Source organism: Pseudomonas sp. BIOMIG1BAC (genome assembly GCF_001705995.2).
Classification (GTDB): Bacteria; Pseudomonadota; Gammaproteobacteria; order Pseudomonadales; family Pseudomonadaceae; genus Aquipseudomonas; species Aquipseudomonas sessilinigenes.
Genome location: NZ_CP049045.1, coordinates 5,729,120 through 5,746,342 on the forward strand (window position 1 = coordinate 5,729,120; position 17,223 = coordinate 5,746,342).

Below are 17,223 nucleotides of genomic sequence, written 5' to 3' on the forward strand. Positions count from 1 at the left end.
TGCCGGCCCCTGCACCCAAGGTGAAGGGGCCGTTCGCGGTTTATCGCTCCCAATCGGCCTGGGCCATCTGCAAGCCGTGCAAACCTTTGTAGGCTGCTCGCTCAGGCGGACTCCAGCCATCGAGCAATGACGGAGCCAGGCGGTAGATCTCCACGCCCAACGGACGGCAAACACTCAGTGGGTCCTGGGCCTCGGGCCCCCACATGGGTAATGACAGGTCGCCCCCCGGACACGTCGACAATGCGCAGAGCAAGTCTATCTCGGCGAAGAACTCCAGATAGTCCCCCTTCTGCGCCGGGCAGGCCTTCATGAAATACAGATCGTCGTGATTCAGGCCCGTGCACTGGAAGATATTCAATACGTCATGCACATCGAACTCGGTGAGGCCGTAAGGCAAGACAGCCCGAGTCAGATTCGAGTGGCAGTGGTGGTGAAAATCCTCGCCAGTGAGCATTCGATTCACATAAGGGTCGCAGCGGGTCCCCAGCAAATCGTGCAGGCGCCCACCATGCTCATCAACGCCATAATGTGCCAGGCTGTCATCGGTAATGGTGACCAGGGGGCGCAGGAACGGCAGGTTGGACCAGAGCCGATCATGAGTACTGACATGTGCCCCCTGTAATTGTCGGGTCCGCGCAGCCCACAAGCGCTCCCGCGGGTCATCGGCGTTCCAGACATTGAAGTCCCCCACCTGCGGTCCCACGGGGGTAGTTACCCGGAACACGTGACCAGCCGGGACCTTCCAGGCCCGACCGGTGCGGATGGGTACTTCGAACTGCTCGATCAACGTGCGTTGTGCCTGGTTATCGCGGATACGCTCGTAAAAAGCCGTATCCACCTGTAGCGCCGAACCTTTACTGACCTGATAAGCCGCCGGGTAGTCCTTGTACATCGGTATGCTCCTTGCCTGCTGATGGATGGATTAGCTGAACATGCTCAATAGCAAACGCTCGGAGTCGTGTAGATACGACTCCATGGCCTCGCCGGCAGAGTGTTTGTCGCCCTCTGCCAGCCATTCATGAATTTGGTGGTCACGCGCCAGCCAGGGTGCCTGGAACAGCGCTTCATCCGGTGCGCTGAAGAACAGCAGCCGCAATTGCGCGACGACTTTGGTGAAGAACTCATCCAGCAGGCGCGAATCCAGCAATCCCACTACATGCTGATGGAAACGCAGGCCATGGGTGCCGACGGAGCGCCAATCTTCTCGCTCCCTGGCCAACTCGGCGGCTTCGAGGGCCTCGAGCATATAATCGGACTGGTATTCGCGCAGCGGCCTGGCGTTGGCAATCGCCTGCAACTCAAGAGTCCGGCGAACTCGAAACAGGTCGCGCACGTCGTCGCTGTTCAAGCGCCGCACGGTCATGCCCTTATGACGAATGTAGAGCGCCAGGCCGTCCTGTCCTAGACGATGCAACGCCTCACGAATGGTGTTACGCGAAGCATTGTAAGTCCTGACCAGTTCACTCTCGAGCAGCGGCATGCCGGGTGGAAAGCGCCCACCAATGATATCTGCACGCAACTCCAGCGTGATGTAATCCGCCAGGGACAAACCATTGCTCATGGGAAGCTCTCGTGATTGTTCAACAATAGTTGAATAACCAGCAATCACTTATCGTGCCAACTGTTGACAACCGGGAGCTCCCTAAAAGTTGTCGAAAAACTGTAACCGGGAGCTAAAGACGACTTATAAGTAGAGTGTGATCTGCCGAACCTTGGTTAAAATGGCGACCTAGTTGTGGAGGTTTCTCATATGCGTTATTCAACAGATCACAAATCCCAGACCCATAAACGCATTATCAAAGAAGCTTCGGAAAGGTTCCGCCGTGATGGCATTGGCGCAACGGGTTTGCAGCCATTGATGAAAGCCCTTGGACTGACTCATGGCGGCTTCTACTCACATTTCAAGTCCAAGGACGAGCTGGTGGAGGAAGCGCTTTGTGCCGCCGCCGCCGACCTCGATGCTCATTGCGCCGCGCTGTTCGAACAAGAACACCCACTGCAGGCATTCATCGACAACTACCTTTCCGAGTGGCATCGCAGCTCTCCCCATGAAGGCTGCCCGTTACCCACCATGAGCCTGGAGCTCGGCCAGCGTGGCCAGCCCAGCACCACGAGCGATACAGTGCTCAACGCCAGGCGTATCCAGATTGAGGCCGCCCTGAAAGGTGAAAACAAAACGCAGCGCAGCTTGATGATCATGTCGGCTCTGGTGGGTGCCCTGATGCTTTCACGCAGCGTGGAGAATCCACAACTCGCGGCCCAGATACTAGAGATCGTACGAGAAGGTTTGAAAGAGCAGGAAGGCGGATAAGAACGGCGGTTGCAGGAGCTGAGTGCAACACGGTCATTGAATTGAAACTGGAGCATCATGCCGCATAGCCATGGCCTTCTGCATCACCTCGTCCATAACTTCGATTGGGCATTTGAAGTCGAAGCGCTTACGCGGTCGCATGTTCAGTTGCAGCGCAATGGCGTCCAGCTCCTCCTGGCTATGTACCGACAGGTCTGTGCCCTTGGGCAAGTACTGGCGAATCAGGCCGTTGATGTTTTCGTTGCTGCCGCGCTGCCAGGGGCTGTGCGGGTCGCAGAAGTAGATCGCCACGCCGGTTCTTTGGGTGATCTCGGCGTGTCGCGCCATCTCCCGGCCCTGGTCGTAAGTCATGCTCTTGCGCATCTCCAGCGGCATGCTATTGAGCGCGGCGCTGAAGCCTTCAGCGCCGAAGTCGCCGTCGCGTCGTTCATCTTCACCAACATCAGGTACCCACTGGTGCGTTCCACCAGCGTACCGACGGACGAGGCGTTGGCCTTACCCTTGATGAGGTCGCCTTCCCAATGCCCCGGCATCAGCCTGTCTTCAATCTCCGGCGGGCGCACATGAATACTGACCATCTCGGGGATCTGGCCGCGCCGATCCACGCCACCAGAGCGCGGCCGGCGCGTCGTCTTGCCTTGGCGCAGACAGATGATCAGCTCCTTACGCAGCTCACCCACTGGCAGGGCATAGATCGCGTTGTAGATCGTCTCGCGACAGACGTAGGCATCTCTGAGGCTAGGTATGTTCATGTGGCGCAGCTTGCCGGCAATCTGTTCGGGAGACAAACGCTCACGCAGCATATGAACCACCAGTTCGAAGCGCTCGCTCCCCGGCAGCAGCTTTCGGCTCGGTCGACAGACTTGGCGGCGGGCCTTCATCTGCTCCTGGGCCGCGCGGGCCGAGTAGCTGCCACAGACATCTCGATTGCGGCGCAGCTCTCGACTGATGGTCGAAGGAGACCTATTGATCAGGCGAGCAATCCTGCGCAGGCTGAAGCCCTGGGCGTGGCCGATTTGGATGGTGGCGCGTTCTTCAACGCTGAGTTCGGTATATGACATAGGGGCAGCACCGTACCGGAAAGGTCAGGTGTTGCACTCAGTTTTGCCGCCGCCAACAGGTTGTCCCTCCCCGCGCCACCCGGAGCAAAGTCAGCTGCAAGAAATCGGAACTTTGTGCAGCGTTTTCCCGCAATAGAAAGGCCGGTCATTGACCGGCCTTCATTGTTTATAGATGCAATGAGTCAGTTGATATCAAGCTTGTCTCGATTGCGCTCCAGGATGGCCTTGCCCTTTTACTTCCAGAAGTTCATCCACCGAAGCAAAAGCTCCATTCTCTTCGCGATAAGCGACTATCGCCCTGGCCTTGGCTTCACCAATGCCCAATAGCTCACGCTGTAATACAACCACATCAGCAGTGTTGAGATTGATCTTGCCCGCCCGAACCGCAGACTGCCCCTGCACCTCTTCGGAGACGAGCGGCATCGGCGTGACCGGCGCTGCTTGAGAGACCAAAGGCAGAGTGGAAAGAACTGCAAGGATCAGGGAGGAGAAATAGAGGTTACGCATAATGACGCTCCATGACATCGATAAGGAAAGCAGCTTTCCGAAGCTGCCTTCCAAACCTAGGAGATGCCGAGCGCAAGTCAAAAGCAGGAGAGTTACGGTTTATGTAGCATCACGGCTTGAGGCGACGCTGCTGGTACACCCAATCAACGATTTCACCATCCGGGGTGTAACCACTGACAGTCTCGCGAAGCAATTGACGAACTCTCGAATAGTCGTGACAGTCAAGCGCTGCGAGGAGTTCGTCGAGCTTGGCCTTGAGGGTATCCCAAGACAAGTAATCCTCATTGGCACTCATGATCATCGGGTGTTGGGTAGCGACTACGTTGTCACCAATCAGCAATTCTTCGTAAAGCTTTTCACCAGGTCGCAAGCCAGTGAACTCAATGGCAATATCGCCATGAGGGTTCTTTTCTGAGCGAACGCTCAACCCGGAAAGATGGATCATCTTCTCTGCCAGTTCGACGATTTTCACCGGCTCGCCCATATCCAGCACGAAAACATCTCCACCCTGCCCCATCGAACCGGCCTGGATGACCAACTGAGCGGCTTCAGGAATGGTCATGAAGTAACGAGTGATCTTCGGGTGAGTGACCGTCAACGGGCCACCAGACTTGATCTGTTTATGGAACAACGGGATAACTGAACCCGAAGAACCCAGCACATTGCCGAAGCGGACCATGGTGAAGCGAGTCTTGTTGACCCTTGCCACATTGGAGTTATCTCTAAACAACACCGGAGCCAATTCATGGCTAAGTGCTTGCAAGGTCAGCTCGGCCAAACGCTTGGTACTACCCATGACATTGGTAGGTCGCACTGCCTTATCTGTGGAGATCAAAACAAAGTTTGCAACACCGGCTTGAAGCGCAGCTTGAGCAGTGTTCAATGTCCCAGCGACATTATTCAACACGCCCTCGGCAATATTATGCTCCACCATCGGGACATGCTTATAAGCAGCAGCATGATAAACAGTGCTGACACTCCAAGCGCTCATGACTTCCAGCAGCTTTTCCGAATTACGAACAGAGCCTAATATTGGTAACAACTTCACCGACAGAGACTTCCGAGCAATACGCTGCTCCAACTCGGACAGAATGCTATAGAGATTAAACTCACTATGATCGAAAAGAATCAGTACCGTAGGTTGTAACAGCAGGATTTGCCGACACAATTCGGAGCCGATAGAACCTCCAGCACCAGTAACGAGGACATTCTGACCCTTGATACAGCGCTCCAGCAATTCTTCTTGGGCAGGAACCGCATCACGTCCTAATAGGTCAGCAATATCGACTTCTTGAATATCATCGACTTTAACCCGGCCACTTGCCAGATCCATAAAGCTGGGAACGCTTCGCACATGCAATGGAAATCCTTCAAGAAAACTCAAGATTTCACGGCGACGAGCACGATTAGACGAAGGAATTGCCAGTAATATTTCTTGCGCGCCTGTTGCCTTGATCATGCGCTGGATATGCTTGGGCTTATAGACCTGCAACCCCGAAATAACTCGGCCAGCAATGCTCAAGTCATCATCAATGAAGGCTACCGGGCGCATCAGGCGCCCCATTCGTAAAGCGGCGACCAACTGATTCCCTGCAGAACCAGCACCATAGATAGCGACGCGCGGCAGACCATCTTCTCGGTTAGTGAACGGTACATGGCGAACGGCAGAAAACCAGTCACCCAAGAAGTATTGGCGCATGGCCAGACGCAGCCCTCCAACCATGATCATACTGAGCCACCAGTAGTTGAAAATGATTGAGCGGGGAACGACATGTTGATGGTTGCTATACCAGTAGACCAGGACACCAAGGACTAAGGATGCAAGACTGACCGCCTTGATGATAGCGATTAATGCGTCGTTACCAAAGTAACGCATAACAGCGCGGTACATTCCAAATCGAATAAATAATGGAATAGCGACAACAGGCGCTGCCAAGAATAGCCAGAAATGGTAGATCAGTGGATTGACCATTTCATCTATTCCCAACCTGACGACAAAGGCCATCCACAATGCAGTCCAAAGGAGCACTACATCAGTAGATACCTGAATCAGTCGCTTTTTTCGTCTAGGCAGGCCCAGCAGCTTTGCACGAAACTTTTCCATAACCCCGTCGCCCACTAAAACAGCTCCTGATATCGTCACGTCAGCGGCTATTCTATCTTCCCCTGGCGATCCTAGCTTAAAATTTTTCCTAAACGGCACTACCCTTGCTCGATCTTCACCCATGGGACACGTGAAAAGTCCGAAAATCACTGAAACGCTTAGGATCCAGCTCTCCTCACGATGGCGGAAGCTCTTTCCAACTGAACTGCTAGATTCCAAATGGGCGAGTTCGAGCAACTGCCCCTGGGCCTCAGCCCTTTACTCCAGAGTAAAGCCCTCCTACCGACGTGGAGTACATCGACACAATCAGAAGAACGGTCTCTGAGCAAGATAGGCCAAGTGATATCATATAGACATGCCGCTTGGGCCTTGGCTACCCAAGATAAAACGGGAAACACCAAGCTATGCAAGTAGGTCTGAATGCCTGCTGGTGAACTGATTGATCTCCGACAAGGTCGCCATAGCAAGACTGGAGCAGGAGCCTAAACGAGAGAGTACGCCCAAGTATCACAAGCGCGCGAAAACGCTCTAGGCGTTTAGAAAATCATTTTAAATCAATGGATTGCATGCAGATCAATCAACAGCTAATGTCGCATCCTACGCTACCTCTGCCTAAGAAGTAGCTACCCACTCCAAAGGGCGATTATTATCACGCCCCTAGAGACAGGTCAAATGACGAATCAGCGCCGACCATCGACGGCCGCTTGAGCAACGTCAAGGATACAAAAATTGCGGCCAGCGCCCCCATTTCCTGGCCAAGGAGTCGGCATGAGCGAAAAAAACATCTTCGTTACACAACCCTACCTGCCCGCACTAGAGGAGTTCGTCCCTTATTTGCAACAGATCTGGGATAACAAGATCCTTACCAATGGCGGCCAAATGCACCAGCAACTGGAAGCAGAGCTGTGTGAGCATCTGGGTGTTGAATATATCTCGCTATTTAACAATGGCACCATTGCCTTGTTGACCGCACTTCAGGCAATGCGAGTTTCGGGGGAAGTCATCACAACCCCATACTCCTTTGTAGCTACAGCACATTCCTTGCTTTGGAATGGTATAAAACCAGTGTTCGTGGACATTGACCCACAAACACTCAATATCGATCCAAGCAAAATTGAAGCGGCTATCACCCCACAAACAACTGCTATTCTCCCCGTACACTGCTACGGCAACATATGTGACGTAGATGCCATTCAAAAAATAGCCGACAATTACAATCTAAGAGTTATTTACGACGCAGCCCATGCCTTTGGTGTAGAAGACTCTCGCGGCAGCATTTTGAGGCACGGCGATCTAAGCGTTTTAAGCTTTCATGCAACCAAAGTATTCAATACTTTTGAAGGTGGTGCGATCATCTGCCCAGACGCAAAAACCAAGAAGCGTATTGATCAACTGAAGAACTTTGGCTTTGTGGATGAAGTCACGGTTGTCGCTCCTGGCATTAACGGTAAAATGGCCGAAATAAACGCAGCTTTTGGACTATTGCAACTCAAGCACGTTGACGAGGCCATGCAGGCTCGGCAAAAAATTGACTCAACCTATCGCGAACTGTTGAAGAACATAAAAGGTATTCGTTTACTTGAAGGCACGGGACAGACAGTATCTAATTATTCATACTTCCCCATCCTGATTGAACCAGACTATCCCCTCAGTCGTGATGAACTCTACCAAAAACTTAAAGATCAAAATATATATTCCCGCCGGTACTTCTATCCACTGATTAGTGAATTCCCCATGTATCGTGGCATGTCCTCGTCCAAACGAAGCAACCTGCCAGTGGCTAACTGCATTTCTGAACGCGTCTTGTGCCTACCAATCTACCCGGCCCTGGAAGAGCAGTCGGTTGTGGATATCACTAAAATCATCAGCGATCTACAAGAGCAAGCTCAATGAAATTAGCAATCATGCAGCCATATTTTTTTCCATATATTGGCTACTTCGACTTGATTGCCTCTGTTGATAAATTTGTGTTTTACGATGATGTTAACTTTATAAAAAATGGCTGGATCAATAGAAATAGACTATATCTTTCCGGAGACGTTAGATATTTTACTGCACCGCTTTCCGGCGCCAGCTCTAATTCCAAAATTTTCGAAGTCCGCATCCAGCCGCGACAAGCCTGGACACGAAAATTATTGGAAAGTATTCGTCAGTCATATGCAAAAGCACCTAACTTCATAGAAACTTTCGACTTACTTCGAGATGTTCTCGATGGTGACAGTGAAAGTGTCTCCAGCCTTGCCCAGAAAAGCGTCCAAAAAAGCGCAGAGCGCCTGGGAATGTTAACAAATTTTATTGAGTCTTCTTCTATATACGAAAATTCCGACTTAAAAGGAACAGAACGAGTACTGGATATCTGCCTAAAGGAAGGAACCAAGGAATATATAAACCTTCCAGGTGGAAAATCGCTTTATGATGAGACCGACTTTCTCAAGAAAGGCATTAAACTGAGCTTCACAAATACATCTTTTATACCCTACGCCCAGTTTGACAGACCATTTTCCCCCGGGCTATCCATTATTGATATGATGATGTTCAACAGCTTTGAACAATGCAGAGAACTAATAAGCCAGGGGAACGCATGCTAGATAAACCCATTGGTGGATACTTTGAACTTGAGCTCCCTCCCAATGGCCCAGGTGCCTATCCGGGCTCGCTCAAGTTTCAATCAGCACGAGCTGCGTTTTGCGCCTTACTTCAAGTCGGTCGCCCCAGCCGCGTCTGGGTGCCTCGATATATTTGTGACGCCATGCTATCGCCACTCAAGGTAACTGGCATCGACTTTTCATTTTATGCACTAGAAGATGATTTCTCCATCGATACCAATCTTCAACTTGGTGCAGATGAATGGCTTCTCTACGTGAACTATTTTGGAGCATGCTCATATCAACAGCAGAGGATATTGCAACGCTTCAATCCTGCTCAAGTTGTGTTTGATCACGCCCAGGCTTTCTTTGCGCCACCACTTGACTGCCTAGCTACCATATATTCACCACGCAAATTCTTCGGCCTTCCTGATGGCGGATTGATGTTTACCCGCCTACCACTGACCCAACCGTCAATAGTCGACGAAGACTCGCTTCAGCGCTCAGCACACTTACTCAAGAGGTTAGCTGGAACACCTGAGTCTGGTTATAATGAATACCAGAGCGCAGAGGCAACCCTGGAAGGCGTAGAACCCAAAGGAATGTCCATACTCACTGGACGCCTGTTTTCCAGCATCGACTACGCTTTAGTTAAAGAAAAGCGAAACAAGAACTTCCAGTTTCTTCACAACGAATTAGCCGACCTCAACACACTGACCTTTGACATAGAGTCAATCGACGGTCCTCTATGCTATCCGATGCTTCCAGCTGCTCCAGTTCCACATAGTGACCTAGCCAAGCAACGAATTTTCGTCGCACGATACTGGCCCGACGTCATAACGCGCACGGCTCCTGATAGTAGAGAGCGCCTCCTTACAGAACGATTGCTCCCCCTATGCTGTGACCAGCGGTACGAGGAAAGCGACCTTCTACGCATGATTAACGCAATAAAGAGAGAATTATGAATATCTGCGGAAAAGTAGTAACACTACGCGCAATTGAATTAAGCGATATTGAACAACTCAATCGCTGGGCAAACGCGCCAGAACTGTGGGAAAAACTGGGCGGCTGGCACTTCCCTTACTCTAAGCAAAGTACAGAGCAATGGGTACGAAGCATCAACAACAATGACATGAAAAACCAGGTCTATGCAATTGAAACTGTAGATCAAGGGCTGGTAGGCACAGCCAATCTAGTAAATATTGATTGGAAAAATAAGAATGCCTTCCATGGCATGATGCTTGGGGACAAAGAAAGTCGCGGCAAAGGTTATGCTCAGGATACGGTCATGACCATCATGCGCTATGCCTTTGACGAACTAGGCCTGAATCGTCTCGATGGCGATATGATTTCAAGCAATGCCCTTTCAATAAACTTCTATACGAAACGTTGTGGATGGGAAGTAGAAGGCACCAAGAAAGATTGGTTCTATCGTAAAGGCCAGTATTTTGACAAAGTTGTAGTCGGTATTACTCGGGCAAGATATGAAGAGTTCTGCTCCTCCATCAATTACTGGGGCTGACTAAATGCAAAACCATATTTCTTTTGCTGAAATTTCTATCGGAATGCAGTTCTCGTACGAACAAACCATTACCGATGCTGATATCAAAGCGTTTTCTGGTATCTCCGGAGATAAAAATCCTGTTCATATGAGCGATGCGTATGCAGAACAGTCTCGTTATAAAAAACGAATTGCACACGGGCTAATGTCCGCGAGCTATTTTTCTGCAATTTTTGGAATGAAATTTCCAGGCCCCGGCTGTGTATATGTCTCGCAATCATTGAAATTTCTTCGACCGGTTTATATTGACGATACCGTCAGCGCCATTGTTACTGTAACAGCAATTGACGCAGACAAACGCAGGGTTTTTTTTGAAACAGTTTGTAAAGTAAAGAATAAAAATGTGATTTCGGGTGAGGCTGAAATATATATACCCTCACCAAAATAACGAGTTAATAAATTGTCTCTGAAACGCAACATTCTGGCAAACTATGCTAGCCAGCTCTATGTGACTGCCACAGGCATACTTATTCTTCCCCTCTATATTAAATACATGGGGGCAGAAGCGTATGGTCTAGTTGGTTTTTTCACAATGCTGCAGGCTTGGTTCACTCTATTGGACCTAGGGCTGACCCCAACCATTGGTCGCGAGACAGCTCGCTATCACGGTGGGGCCATGTCTGCTTTGGCTTTCCGGCAATTGCTTCGTAGCCTCACTGTCATTTTCACAATGATTGCAGTGATCGGTGGCACCACGCTATGGCTTCTGTCCGAGATAGTCGCTGCTCGATGGTTGAATGTCACAAGCCTACCAACGAACGAGGTAACTTTAGCCGTACAGATCATGGCGATCAGTGTGGCGTTACGCTGGCTTGGAGGCTTGTACCGAGGAGTTATCAGTGGAGCCGAGCGCTTAGTCTGGCTAAGTGGGTTCAACGCTCTGATCGCTACCTTGCGTTTTGTAGCAGTCTTTTTCAGCATGTATCTTTACGGATTCACACCGTTTGTATTTTTCATCCATCAGTTAGCCGTAGCAGCGCTGGAGCTATTAGGGCTGTATCTAAAAAGCCAGCGACTAATACCATCCATGCGCAACACAACAGAAAAAATAGGTTGGTCCTTTAGACCAATACAACCGCTCTTGAAGTTTGCGATGACTATCGCATTTACCTCCTCTGTCTGGGTGATAGCTACACAGACAGATAAATTGATTTTATCCGGTATTCTACCATTGGCAGAATACGGCTATTTCACCCTTGCAGTACTAGTTGCTAGCGGAATCACAGTTGTGAGCGGTCCAATCAGTAATGCCATTATGCCAAGAATGGCAAGATTGCATGCGGAAGGCCACGAGAAGGAGTTCATTGACGTCTATCGTCGAGCCACCCGACTGGTAAGCATCATTGCTGGTGCCGCTGCGATTACTATTGCATTCGGGGCAGAACAACTAATATTTACCTGGACAGGAGACGCCGATCTCGCGAGCAAAGCCGCGCAGATACTCCAGTTATATGCCATCGGTAATGGATTGCTTGCTGTTAGTGCATTTCCATATTACCTACAGTATGCAAAAGGCAACTTACGCTATCACCTGATTGGCAATATCGTTATGGTGATAGTACTAATACCTACAATAATCCTGGTAGCAACTCACTATGGTGGTATCGGAGCTGGGTATGTGTGGAGCATCACCAATGGTTTATTTTTGCTGACTTGGGTTGCGTTTGTTCATAGTCAATTAGAGCCAGGTCTGCATAAAAAATGGATGTTAAAAGATATTCTTATGATCAGCCTGCCTGCCGTTCTAGCCGCAGTATTCTTCAGCATGCTCGGAATAAACCATGAAACCAGGCTTTCGTCTTTATTATATGTAACTCTTCTTGGCGGCAGTGTGTTCTTGGCCAGCCTTCTTGGCGCAGGGGTTAACCATCGAACCCTGATGAAAGCACTTCAAAAGTTCAAAGGATAGGATTTCCCATGACGGCAATAAAAGCGTCTGTATGTGTAGTTACTTATAATCAGAAAAACTATCTACGAGATTGCCTGACTAGTTTACTAGAACAAGAGGTAGACTTTGAATACGAGATCATTATTGGTGACGACGCATCGACAGATGGAACAGCTGATATCGTAAGTGAGTTTTTCAGAAATTATCCTCAGCGTATAGTTTCTATCCGGCATGAAAAAAATGTCGGACCTACGGCCAACTATGTTTCCGTCCATAGTCAGGCACGCGGGGAATTTGTTTTCCATATGGATGGGGACGATATCGCATTTCCAAATAAGCTAAAGCGACAAGTCGAATTTCTAGAAAATAGCGACTGTGTGCTGGCATGGCACAAAGTCCAAGTATTTAACGACGCTGGTGAGATCAGTCGCATCTTGCATGAAAATCTATCCCAGATAGTTGATATCAATGCTATCACTCAAAAAGACTTGCTTCGCTACGGCATGTTGGGAGCCCACAGTTCAACAGCGTACAAAAAAAGCGCAATGCCAAACTTTAGAGAACTTAAAGGAGAGGCACTGGATTATTTTCTTGTCTGCCTTATTCTGGCATCAGGTAATGCAGGACGCGTTGAAGAAATATTAGGTGGGTATAGAGTTAATGCAGCGGCCACTACTGCCTCCAAGAAAGGGTCATTGTACTTCAAAGGTTCGCCCATTCGCGAATTGTACGCAGAGCATCTAAGCTATTTCTTAAAATCAAAAAATCAAAACACCGTCAAGCAAGATATATTTTTGAATGCATTTTTTAACTTTTTAGTCGATGTCAGATTTTTTCGACCAAGCTCTATAACCTTTTTCTCATTAGCAATTAGAGCATTTTCCCTCAAAGCGGCGTTAAAAATCCCCAGCTACTTAAGAAGTTCACTTGAGCTCAGGAAATGAAAGTAACTAATAACTCGCAGGCTTTAACCTGGAACCCGGTTATTTGCTTAGCTTTGCTATATTTTATTTCGAATTTATATTTTTTCTTCACAGTCTTTTCAGGAGAAGAAATTGGAATTGATAGTCTAAGCCAGAGATTCGATCAGAATACTTCGCTAATAGCCCTCTTGCTGCTTGGTTTATCATTTTTTTTCTTATTAGGCTTGTACTGGTCCAACACTAAACTGACGAGCACAAGAAATTTCGGGCTATCCAATAGCTGGGGTGGAGGAATATTTGCATATCAAACTCTATACCTCATTAATAGCCTATACTTCGGAGTAAACATTGCTGGTGTACAAGATGAAATAAAAAGTCCATTTCAATTTTTATTTACTCTATTTGATCCAGATACTTTATTTCTAGTGGTTGTAATTTCACTCAGATCACCACGTCTATTCTGGGCAAACACTGGACTCTATTTAATCTCGACCGTTATCAGAGGCTGGGGAGGCGCATTTGTACTAGTACCGATACTACTTCTCTGTAGATACTACCCAGTAAGAGTCAAACTATCATCAATTTTTTTGTTGGCTGGCTCATCCATAGTAATCTTACTCACCTCACCATTCATCATCGAAGCAAAGTGGCTAATACGCTCCGGAGCCGAACTAGGACAAGCTATATCCAATGTATTGGAAAGAGGATATCTAGAGTCTCTATACTCAACTTTAGAATATATATTTAGAAGATTTCAGATGTTTGGACACGTAGCGATACTCGTGGAAAATTCAGATATCACAGCTGAAGCCTACAACAACAATGAATTTATCCCTTACTGGGCTGATGGTTTACTACAATGGATAGCATTAAAATTTAACGGTACCGATATCATCCAATTAAATAGATACATGGTCAGCCATTTTTTTAACGTCGAAAATTCGGCATATAGTACTAATCCAGGACTAGCCGGATGGATGGCAATACTTGGTGAACGCTCTATATTTTTTTCCGCCTATATATTTCTCATCGTTTTCTTCCCTGCCTGGCTAGTAAGAAAATACGTTGGCATCCCTCACTTCTTGTTATTATATTCTTTCGTATTTATATGGTTATTCCATGGATGGATCGGCGCATACTTCAATTTTGCTATCTACTCAGCGTGCATAATCTTTACAAAAAAACTTTTTACATTCCGAAAAAGTTCTTTAACCATCACAAGCTAAAGAGAGATAAATAATGAGCTTTTCGGTATTAATGTCAGTTTATATCAAGGAAAACCCTGAATATTTGCGGGCATGCCTTGAGAGCTTGCAGATGCAGAAACTAAAAACTTCTGACTTAGTTTTAGTTGAAGATGGCCCTCTTACTGAGGCATTATACGAAGTCATTGAGCACTATAAAAACATATTGCCAATTAATAGTGTTAAACTTACGAAAAACCAGGGCCTGGCAAGCGCCCTCAATGAAGGGTTAGCCCACTGCCAATTCGAATTGGTAGCTCGTATGGATACAGACGATATTGCACTACCCGAGCGATTCGATCGACAGGTTTCTTTCATGGAAAGTCATCCAGATATCGACGTATCCAGCTCTTGGATTGAAGAACGCGATCAGAAAATGGAAAAAACTCTTTTCCTGAAAAAGCTACCCATCGACCACCTTGAACTTCTACTTTTTGCAAATCGACGCAACCCTTTAAACCATCCATCTACAATATTTCGAAAAAGTCAAGTGCTCTCAGTGGGGGGCTATCCGCTGATCTTTCCCGAAGACTACGCGCTTTGGAGCCTTATGATGGTAAAAGGCCTAAAATTCTCCAACATTCCAGAAGTTTTACTTTATATGCGTACCGGTGAAGACTTTATTGGCCGACGCGGCTTGAATTTTCTAAAAGGGGAAATCAAGCTATTAAAGTATCAACGTAAAATCGGATTTTTAAGCTTTAGAAGTTACTTATTCAACTTAGTAGCTCGCACAGCTGTACGATTGCCACCTCCAGCGATACGGCGCTTTCTTTATAAAATATCCAGATAATTATTAAGCCAAAGAGTACTACTGTAGGGCATGACAAGTATTAATCATATGACGGTCCTACCTCAAAATCGGATTATCAAAAATTTACGGAGGCTTTCATGAAAGTACTTGTGACAGGAGCGACAGGGTTTGTAGGTCGTTCTCTGCTGCAGTGGTTACTCAGGCAGCCAAATTACGATGTAGTTGGAGCTTGTCGCAGCCCACAACAAGCAAGAACTAGTTCGCCGGAGATTATCTCTGTTGGAGAGTTATCTGCCGAAACTGACTGGCAAGCGGCCTTAACTAATGTAGAGGTAGTTGTCCACCTTGCTGCTCGCGCCCATGTTCTGAAAGAGCAAGATGCGGATCCTAAAACTAAGTTTCAGCGTACGAACGTAGATGGAACTTTAGCTTTAGCCACTCAAGCACTTGCCGCAGGTGTCCGTCGCTTCATATTTATCAGTTCAATTGGTGTAAACGGCAACTTCACTAGCGGGCAAGCATTCAACGAAACCTCCACACCAGCCCCTCATGCAGATTATGCGCGGTCCAAGCTCGAGGCTGAGTCCCGGCTGCAGGATTTACTTAACGAGACAGAAATGGAACTCGTTATCATTCGCCCACCTCTTGTTTATGCCGGTCATGCTCCTGGTAATTTTCGTCGACTGCAGAAACTCATCGCATCCAATGTACCTTTGCCATTTGCTATGGTGAAGAATCAGCGCAGCATGATTGCGTTGGAAAATCTAGTTGATTTTATTGGCTGCTGCATTCAACACCCGTTGGCGGCAAACGAACTCTTTCTAATCTCGGATAATGCAGATATCTCAACGGCACAAATGGCTCGCTATCTAGCCAAAGGTATGGGACGCAAGGCGACTCTCCTGCCAATTCCTAGAAGATTTCTATACTGGGGAGCAAAACTGCTTGGCAATGAAGGTTTGTATATACAACTATGTGGCTCTCTTGTTATTGATTCTAGAAAATCACGTACCCTTCTTGGATGGCAGCCACCAGTATCTTCCGAAGATGCTCTGGTAACCGCAGGTCATGATTTTAAAGCGCTATCTAACACTAATAGCTAAGTACTCATTCTTGAATAAATGCTTCTAAATTAAGGTTTGGTTAATGAATCTCTGGTGGTGGTTACCGTTAGTAATTTTTCTGGCAGTTTTACTGACTGGCGTTTTGAGGCGCTATGCTTTAGCTCATAGCTTAATTGATACTCCTAATGCTCGCAGCTCACACTCCATACCAACACCGCGAGGCGGTGGAGTCGCAATTGTTGTCGTATTTCTTCTTGGACTACCAGTGCTTGCGCTAATCGGAGAGGTAAGCTGGTCCTCCGTCTGGAGCTTGCTTGGAAGTGGTGCAGCAGTAGCCGCCCTGGGATTCCTCGACGACCATGGTCACATCGCTGCACGCTGGAGACTACTTGGACATTTTGTAAGTGCAATCTGGGCATTGTTGTGGATCGGAGGGCTACCACCGCTAGCAGTATTTGGTATTTCCCTTGATCTAGGTTGGCTTGGCTACGCATTGGCGGCCATCTACCTAGTCTGGATGCTTAACCTTTATAACTTCATGGATGGTATTGATGGTATTGCCAGTCTTGAGGCTATTTGTGTGTGTCTCGGCGGCGCAGCACTGTATTATCTTGTAGGAGAATCAGCCTCAGCCATACTACCTATGACACTGGCATGTGCTGTTCTTGGGTTTCTATTCTGGAACTTTCCACCTGCTCGAATTTTTATGGGCGATGCAGGAAGTGGTTTCCTGGGTTTGACCCTAGGTACCCTCTCACTTCAGGCTGCCTGGACGAAGCCTGAACTGCTTTGGAGCTGGATTATTCTGCTCGGTGTATTTGTTGTAGACGCTACCTTCACGTTGCTACGGCGCTTGCTAAGGGGCGATAAAGTATACGAGGCGCACCGTAGCCACGGCTACCAATACGCATCTCGGCATTTTGGCAAGCACTTACCCGTTACTCTCGCAGTTGGTGTTATCAATATTATTTGGTTGTTGCCCGTTGCTCTTTGGGTTGGGCTCGGTGGAGTAGATGGATTACTCGGTGTTTTGATAGCTTATACCCCATTAGTAGTACTCGCCATTCTGTATAGTGCTGGAAAATTAGAGCAGCCACCGGCAACATGAAGCTCAGGCTGTAAACACTTTCATGCCAGACTTCATTTGAAATAAAAGATAAAGGACGATCATATGGAGGCTGGAATGACAGACAAACTCAAACACTACACACATTCGGTGTT

The 17,223-nt window shown here is 48.0% G+C and carries 15 protein-coding genes and 2 pseudogenes; 12 read left to right on the top strand and 5 right to left on the bottom strand.

Translation table 11 applies throughout. The features are described 5' to 3' along the window. Positions 1-40: 40 nt before the first annotated feature. Both ATY02_RS26390 and ATY02_RS26395 read right to left on the bottom strand, forming a co-directional pair. Positions 41-892: an urea carboxylase-associated family protein gene (locus ATY02_RS26390; RefSeq protein WP_068581784.1), complete on the bottom strand. Its 852-nt coding sequence runs from the start codon at positions 890-892 to the stop codon at positions 41-43. A gap of 30 nt (positions 893-922) precedes the next feature. Beyond that, positions 923-1,561, bottom strand: a complete 639-nt coding sequence (locus ATY02_RS26395; RefSeq protein WP_068581787.1) for a GntR family transcriptional regulator — start codon at positions 1,559-1,561, stop codon at positions 923-925. 189 nt (positions 1,562-1,750) lie between these two features. Between ATY02_RS26395 and ATY02_RS26400 the strand changes: the two genes are divergently transcribed. Then, entirely contained in the window at positions 1,751-2,311 is a 561-nt protein-coding gene (locus ATY02_RS26400; RefSeq protein ID WP_068581789.1) for a TetR/AcrR family transcriptional regulator, read from the top strand. Between the two features lie 33 nt (positions 2,312-2,344). On the opposite strand, the pseudogene ATY02_RS26405 reads toward ATY02_RS26400, so the two are convergent. From ATY02_RS26405 to ATY02_RS26415, 3 genes and pseudogenes are all read right to left on the bottom strand, one after another. Then, a pseudogene (locus tag ATY02_RS26405) lies at positions 2,345-3,372 on the bottom strand (IS30-like element ISPsp8 family transposase). Between the two features lie 182 nt (positions 3,373-3,554). Beyond that, positions 3,555-3,879, bottom strand: a pseudogene (locus tag ATY02_RS26410) (ComEA family DNA-binding protein). 109 nt (positions 3,880-3,988) lie between these two features. Then, positions 3,989-5,983 carry a polysaccharide biosynthesis protein gene (locus tag ATY02_RS26415; protein WP_068587377.1) on the bottom strand — a complete coding sequence of 665 codons (1,995 nt, stop codon included), beginning with the start codon at positions 5,981-5,983 and terminating at the stop codon, positions 3,989-3,991. A gap of 768 nt (positions 5,984-6,751) precedes the next feature. On the opposite strand from ATY02_RS26415, the gene ATY02_RS26420 reads away from it, so the two are divergent. The 11 genes from ATY02_RS26420 to ATY02_RS26470 all read left to right on the top strand — a co-directional run bounded on the left by ATY02_RS26420 (position 6,752) and on the right by ATY02_RS26470 (position 17,110). After that, on the top strand, positions 6,752-7,876 hold the full coding sequence (locus tag ATY02_RS26420; protein WP_068595846.1) for a DegT/DnrJ/EryC1/StrS family aminotransferase: 1,125 nt from the start codon (positions 6,752-6,754) through the stop codon (positions 7,874-7,876). Then, entirely contained in the window at positions 7,873-8,571 is a 699-nt protein-coding gene (locus ATY02_RS26425; RefSeq protein ID WP_068587703.1) for a WbqC family protein, read from the top strand. Before ATY02_RS26420 ends, ATY02_RS26425 begins: the two co-directional genes overlap by 4 nt. Continuing rightward, positions 8,565-9,533, top strand: coding sequence for a hypothetical protein (locus ATY02_RS26430; RefSeq protein WP_083236065.1), 969 nt, complete (start codon positions 8,565-8,567; stop codon positions 9,531-9,533). Before ATY02_RS26425 ends, ATY02_RS26430 begins: the two co-directional genes overlap by 7 nt. Further along, positions 9,530-10,090, top strand: a complete 561-nt coding sequence (locus ATY02_RS26435) for a GNAT family N-acetyltransferase (protein ID WP_068587701.1) — start codon at positions 9,530-9,532, stop codon at positions 10,088-10,090. The genes ATY02_RS26430 and ATY02_RS26435 overlap by 4 nt, the downstream gene beginning before the upstream one ends. A 4-nt stretch (positions 10,091-10,094) precedes the next feature. Beyond that, positions 10,095-10,517, top strand: coding sequence for a MaoC family dehydratase (locus tag ATY02_RS26440; RefSeq protein WP_083236066.1), 423 nt, complete (start codon positions 10,095-10,097; stop codon positions 10,515-10,517). A 12-nt stretch (positions 10,518-10,529) separates the two neighbouring features. Next, positions 10,530-12,038: an oligosaccharide flippase family protein gene (locus tag ATY02_RS26445; RefSeq protein WP_068587700.1), complete on the top strand. Its 1,509-nt coding sequence runs from the start codon at positions 10,530-10,532 to the stop codon at positions 12,036-12,038. Positions 12,039-12,046: 8 nt separating this feature from the next. Then, complete coding sequence (locus ATY02_RS26450) at positions 12,047-12,961, top strand: glycosyltransferase (RefSeq protein WP_083236067.1); 915 nt, start codon at positions 12,047-12,049, stop codon at positions 12,959-12,961. Then, a complete protein-coding gene (gene wzy / locus ATY02_RS26455) occupies positions 12,958-14,166 on the top strand; it encodes an oligosaccharide repeat unit polymerase (protein WP_141698278.1) in 1,209 nt (402 codons plus the stop codon). The genes ATY02_RS26450 and wzy overlap by 4 nt, the downstream gene beginning before the upstream one ends. A gap of 13 nt (positions 14,167-14,179) precedes the next feature. Beyond that, complete coding sequence (locus ATY02_RS26460; RefSeq protein ID WP_068587696.1) at positions 14,180-14,977, top strand: glycosyltransferase; 798 nt, start codon at positions 14,180-14,182, stop codon at positions 14,975-14,977. Between the two features lie 98 nt (positions 14,978-15,075). Then, positions 15,076-16,041 (top strand): NAD-dependent epimerase/dehydratase family protein, encoded by a 966-nt coding sequence (locus ATY02_RS26465; RefSeq protein ID WP_068587694.1) that lies wholly within the window; start codon positions 15,076-15,078, stop codon positions 16,039-16,041. A gap of 43 nt (positions 16,042-16,084) precedes the next feature. Beyond that, entirely contained in the window at positions 16,085-17,110 is a 1,026-nt protein-coding gene (locus ATY02_RS26470) for an MraY family glycosyltransferase (protein ID WP_068587693.1), read from the top strand. The last annotated feature ends 113 nt before the right edge of the window (positions 17,111-17,223 follow it).

Coding starts and splice junctions, on each gene's coding strand:
- ATY02_RS26440 (WP_083236066.1), top strand. CDS start 10,095: ATGCAAAACCATATTTCTTTTGCTGAAATTTCTATCGGAATGCAGTTC.
- ATY02_RS26395 (WP_068581787.1), bottom strand. CDS start 1,561: ATGAGCAATGGTTTGTCCCTGGCGGATTACATCACGCTGGAGTTGCGT.
- ATY02_RS26450 (WP_083236067.1), top strand. CDS start 12,047: ATGACGGCAATAAAAGCGTCTGTATGTGTAGTTACTTATAATCAGAAA.
- ATY02_RS26425 (WP_068587703.1), top strand. CDS start 7,873: ATGAAATTAGCAATCATGCAGCCATATTTTTTTCCATATATTGGCTAC.
- ATY02_RS26420 (WP_068595846.1), top strand. CDS start 6,752: ATGAGCGAAAAAAACATCTTCGTTACACAACCCTACCTGCCCGCACTA.
- ATY02_RS26415 (WP_068587377.1), bottom strand. CDS start 5,983: ATGGAAAAGTTTCGTGCAAAGCTGCTGGGCCTGCCTAGACGAAAAAAG.
- wzy (WP_141698278.1), top strand. CDS start 12,958: ATGAAAGTAACTAATAACTCGCAGGCTTTAACCTGGAACCCGGTTATT.
- ATY02_RS26465 (WP_068587694.1), top strand. CDS start 15,076: ATGAAAGTACTTGTGACAGGAGCGACAGGGTTTGTAGGTCGTTCTCTG.
- ATY02_RS26435 (WP_068587701.1), top strand. CDS start 9,530: ATGAATATCTGCGGAAAAGTAGTAACACTACGCGCAATTGAATTAAGC.
- ATY02_RS26470 (WP_068587693.1), top strand. CDS start 16,085: ATGAATCTCTGGTGGTGGTTACCGTTAGTAATTTTTCTGGCAGTTTTA.
- ATY02_RS26390 (WP_068581784.1), bottom strand. CDS start 892: ATGTACAAGGACTACCCGGCGGCTTATCAGGTCAGTAAAGGTTCGGCG.
- ATY02_RS26430 (WP_083236065.1), top strand. CDS start 8,565: ATGCTAGATAAACCCATTGGTGGATACTTTGAACTTGAGCTCCCTCCC.
- ATY02_RS26400 (WP_068581789.1), top strand. CDS start 1,751: ATGCGTTATTCAACAGATCACAAATCCCAGACCCATAAACGCATTATC.
- ATY02_RS26460 (WP_068587696.1), top strand. CDS start 14,180: ATGAGCTTTTCGGTATTAATGTCAGTTTATATCAAGGAAAACCCTGAA.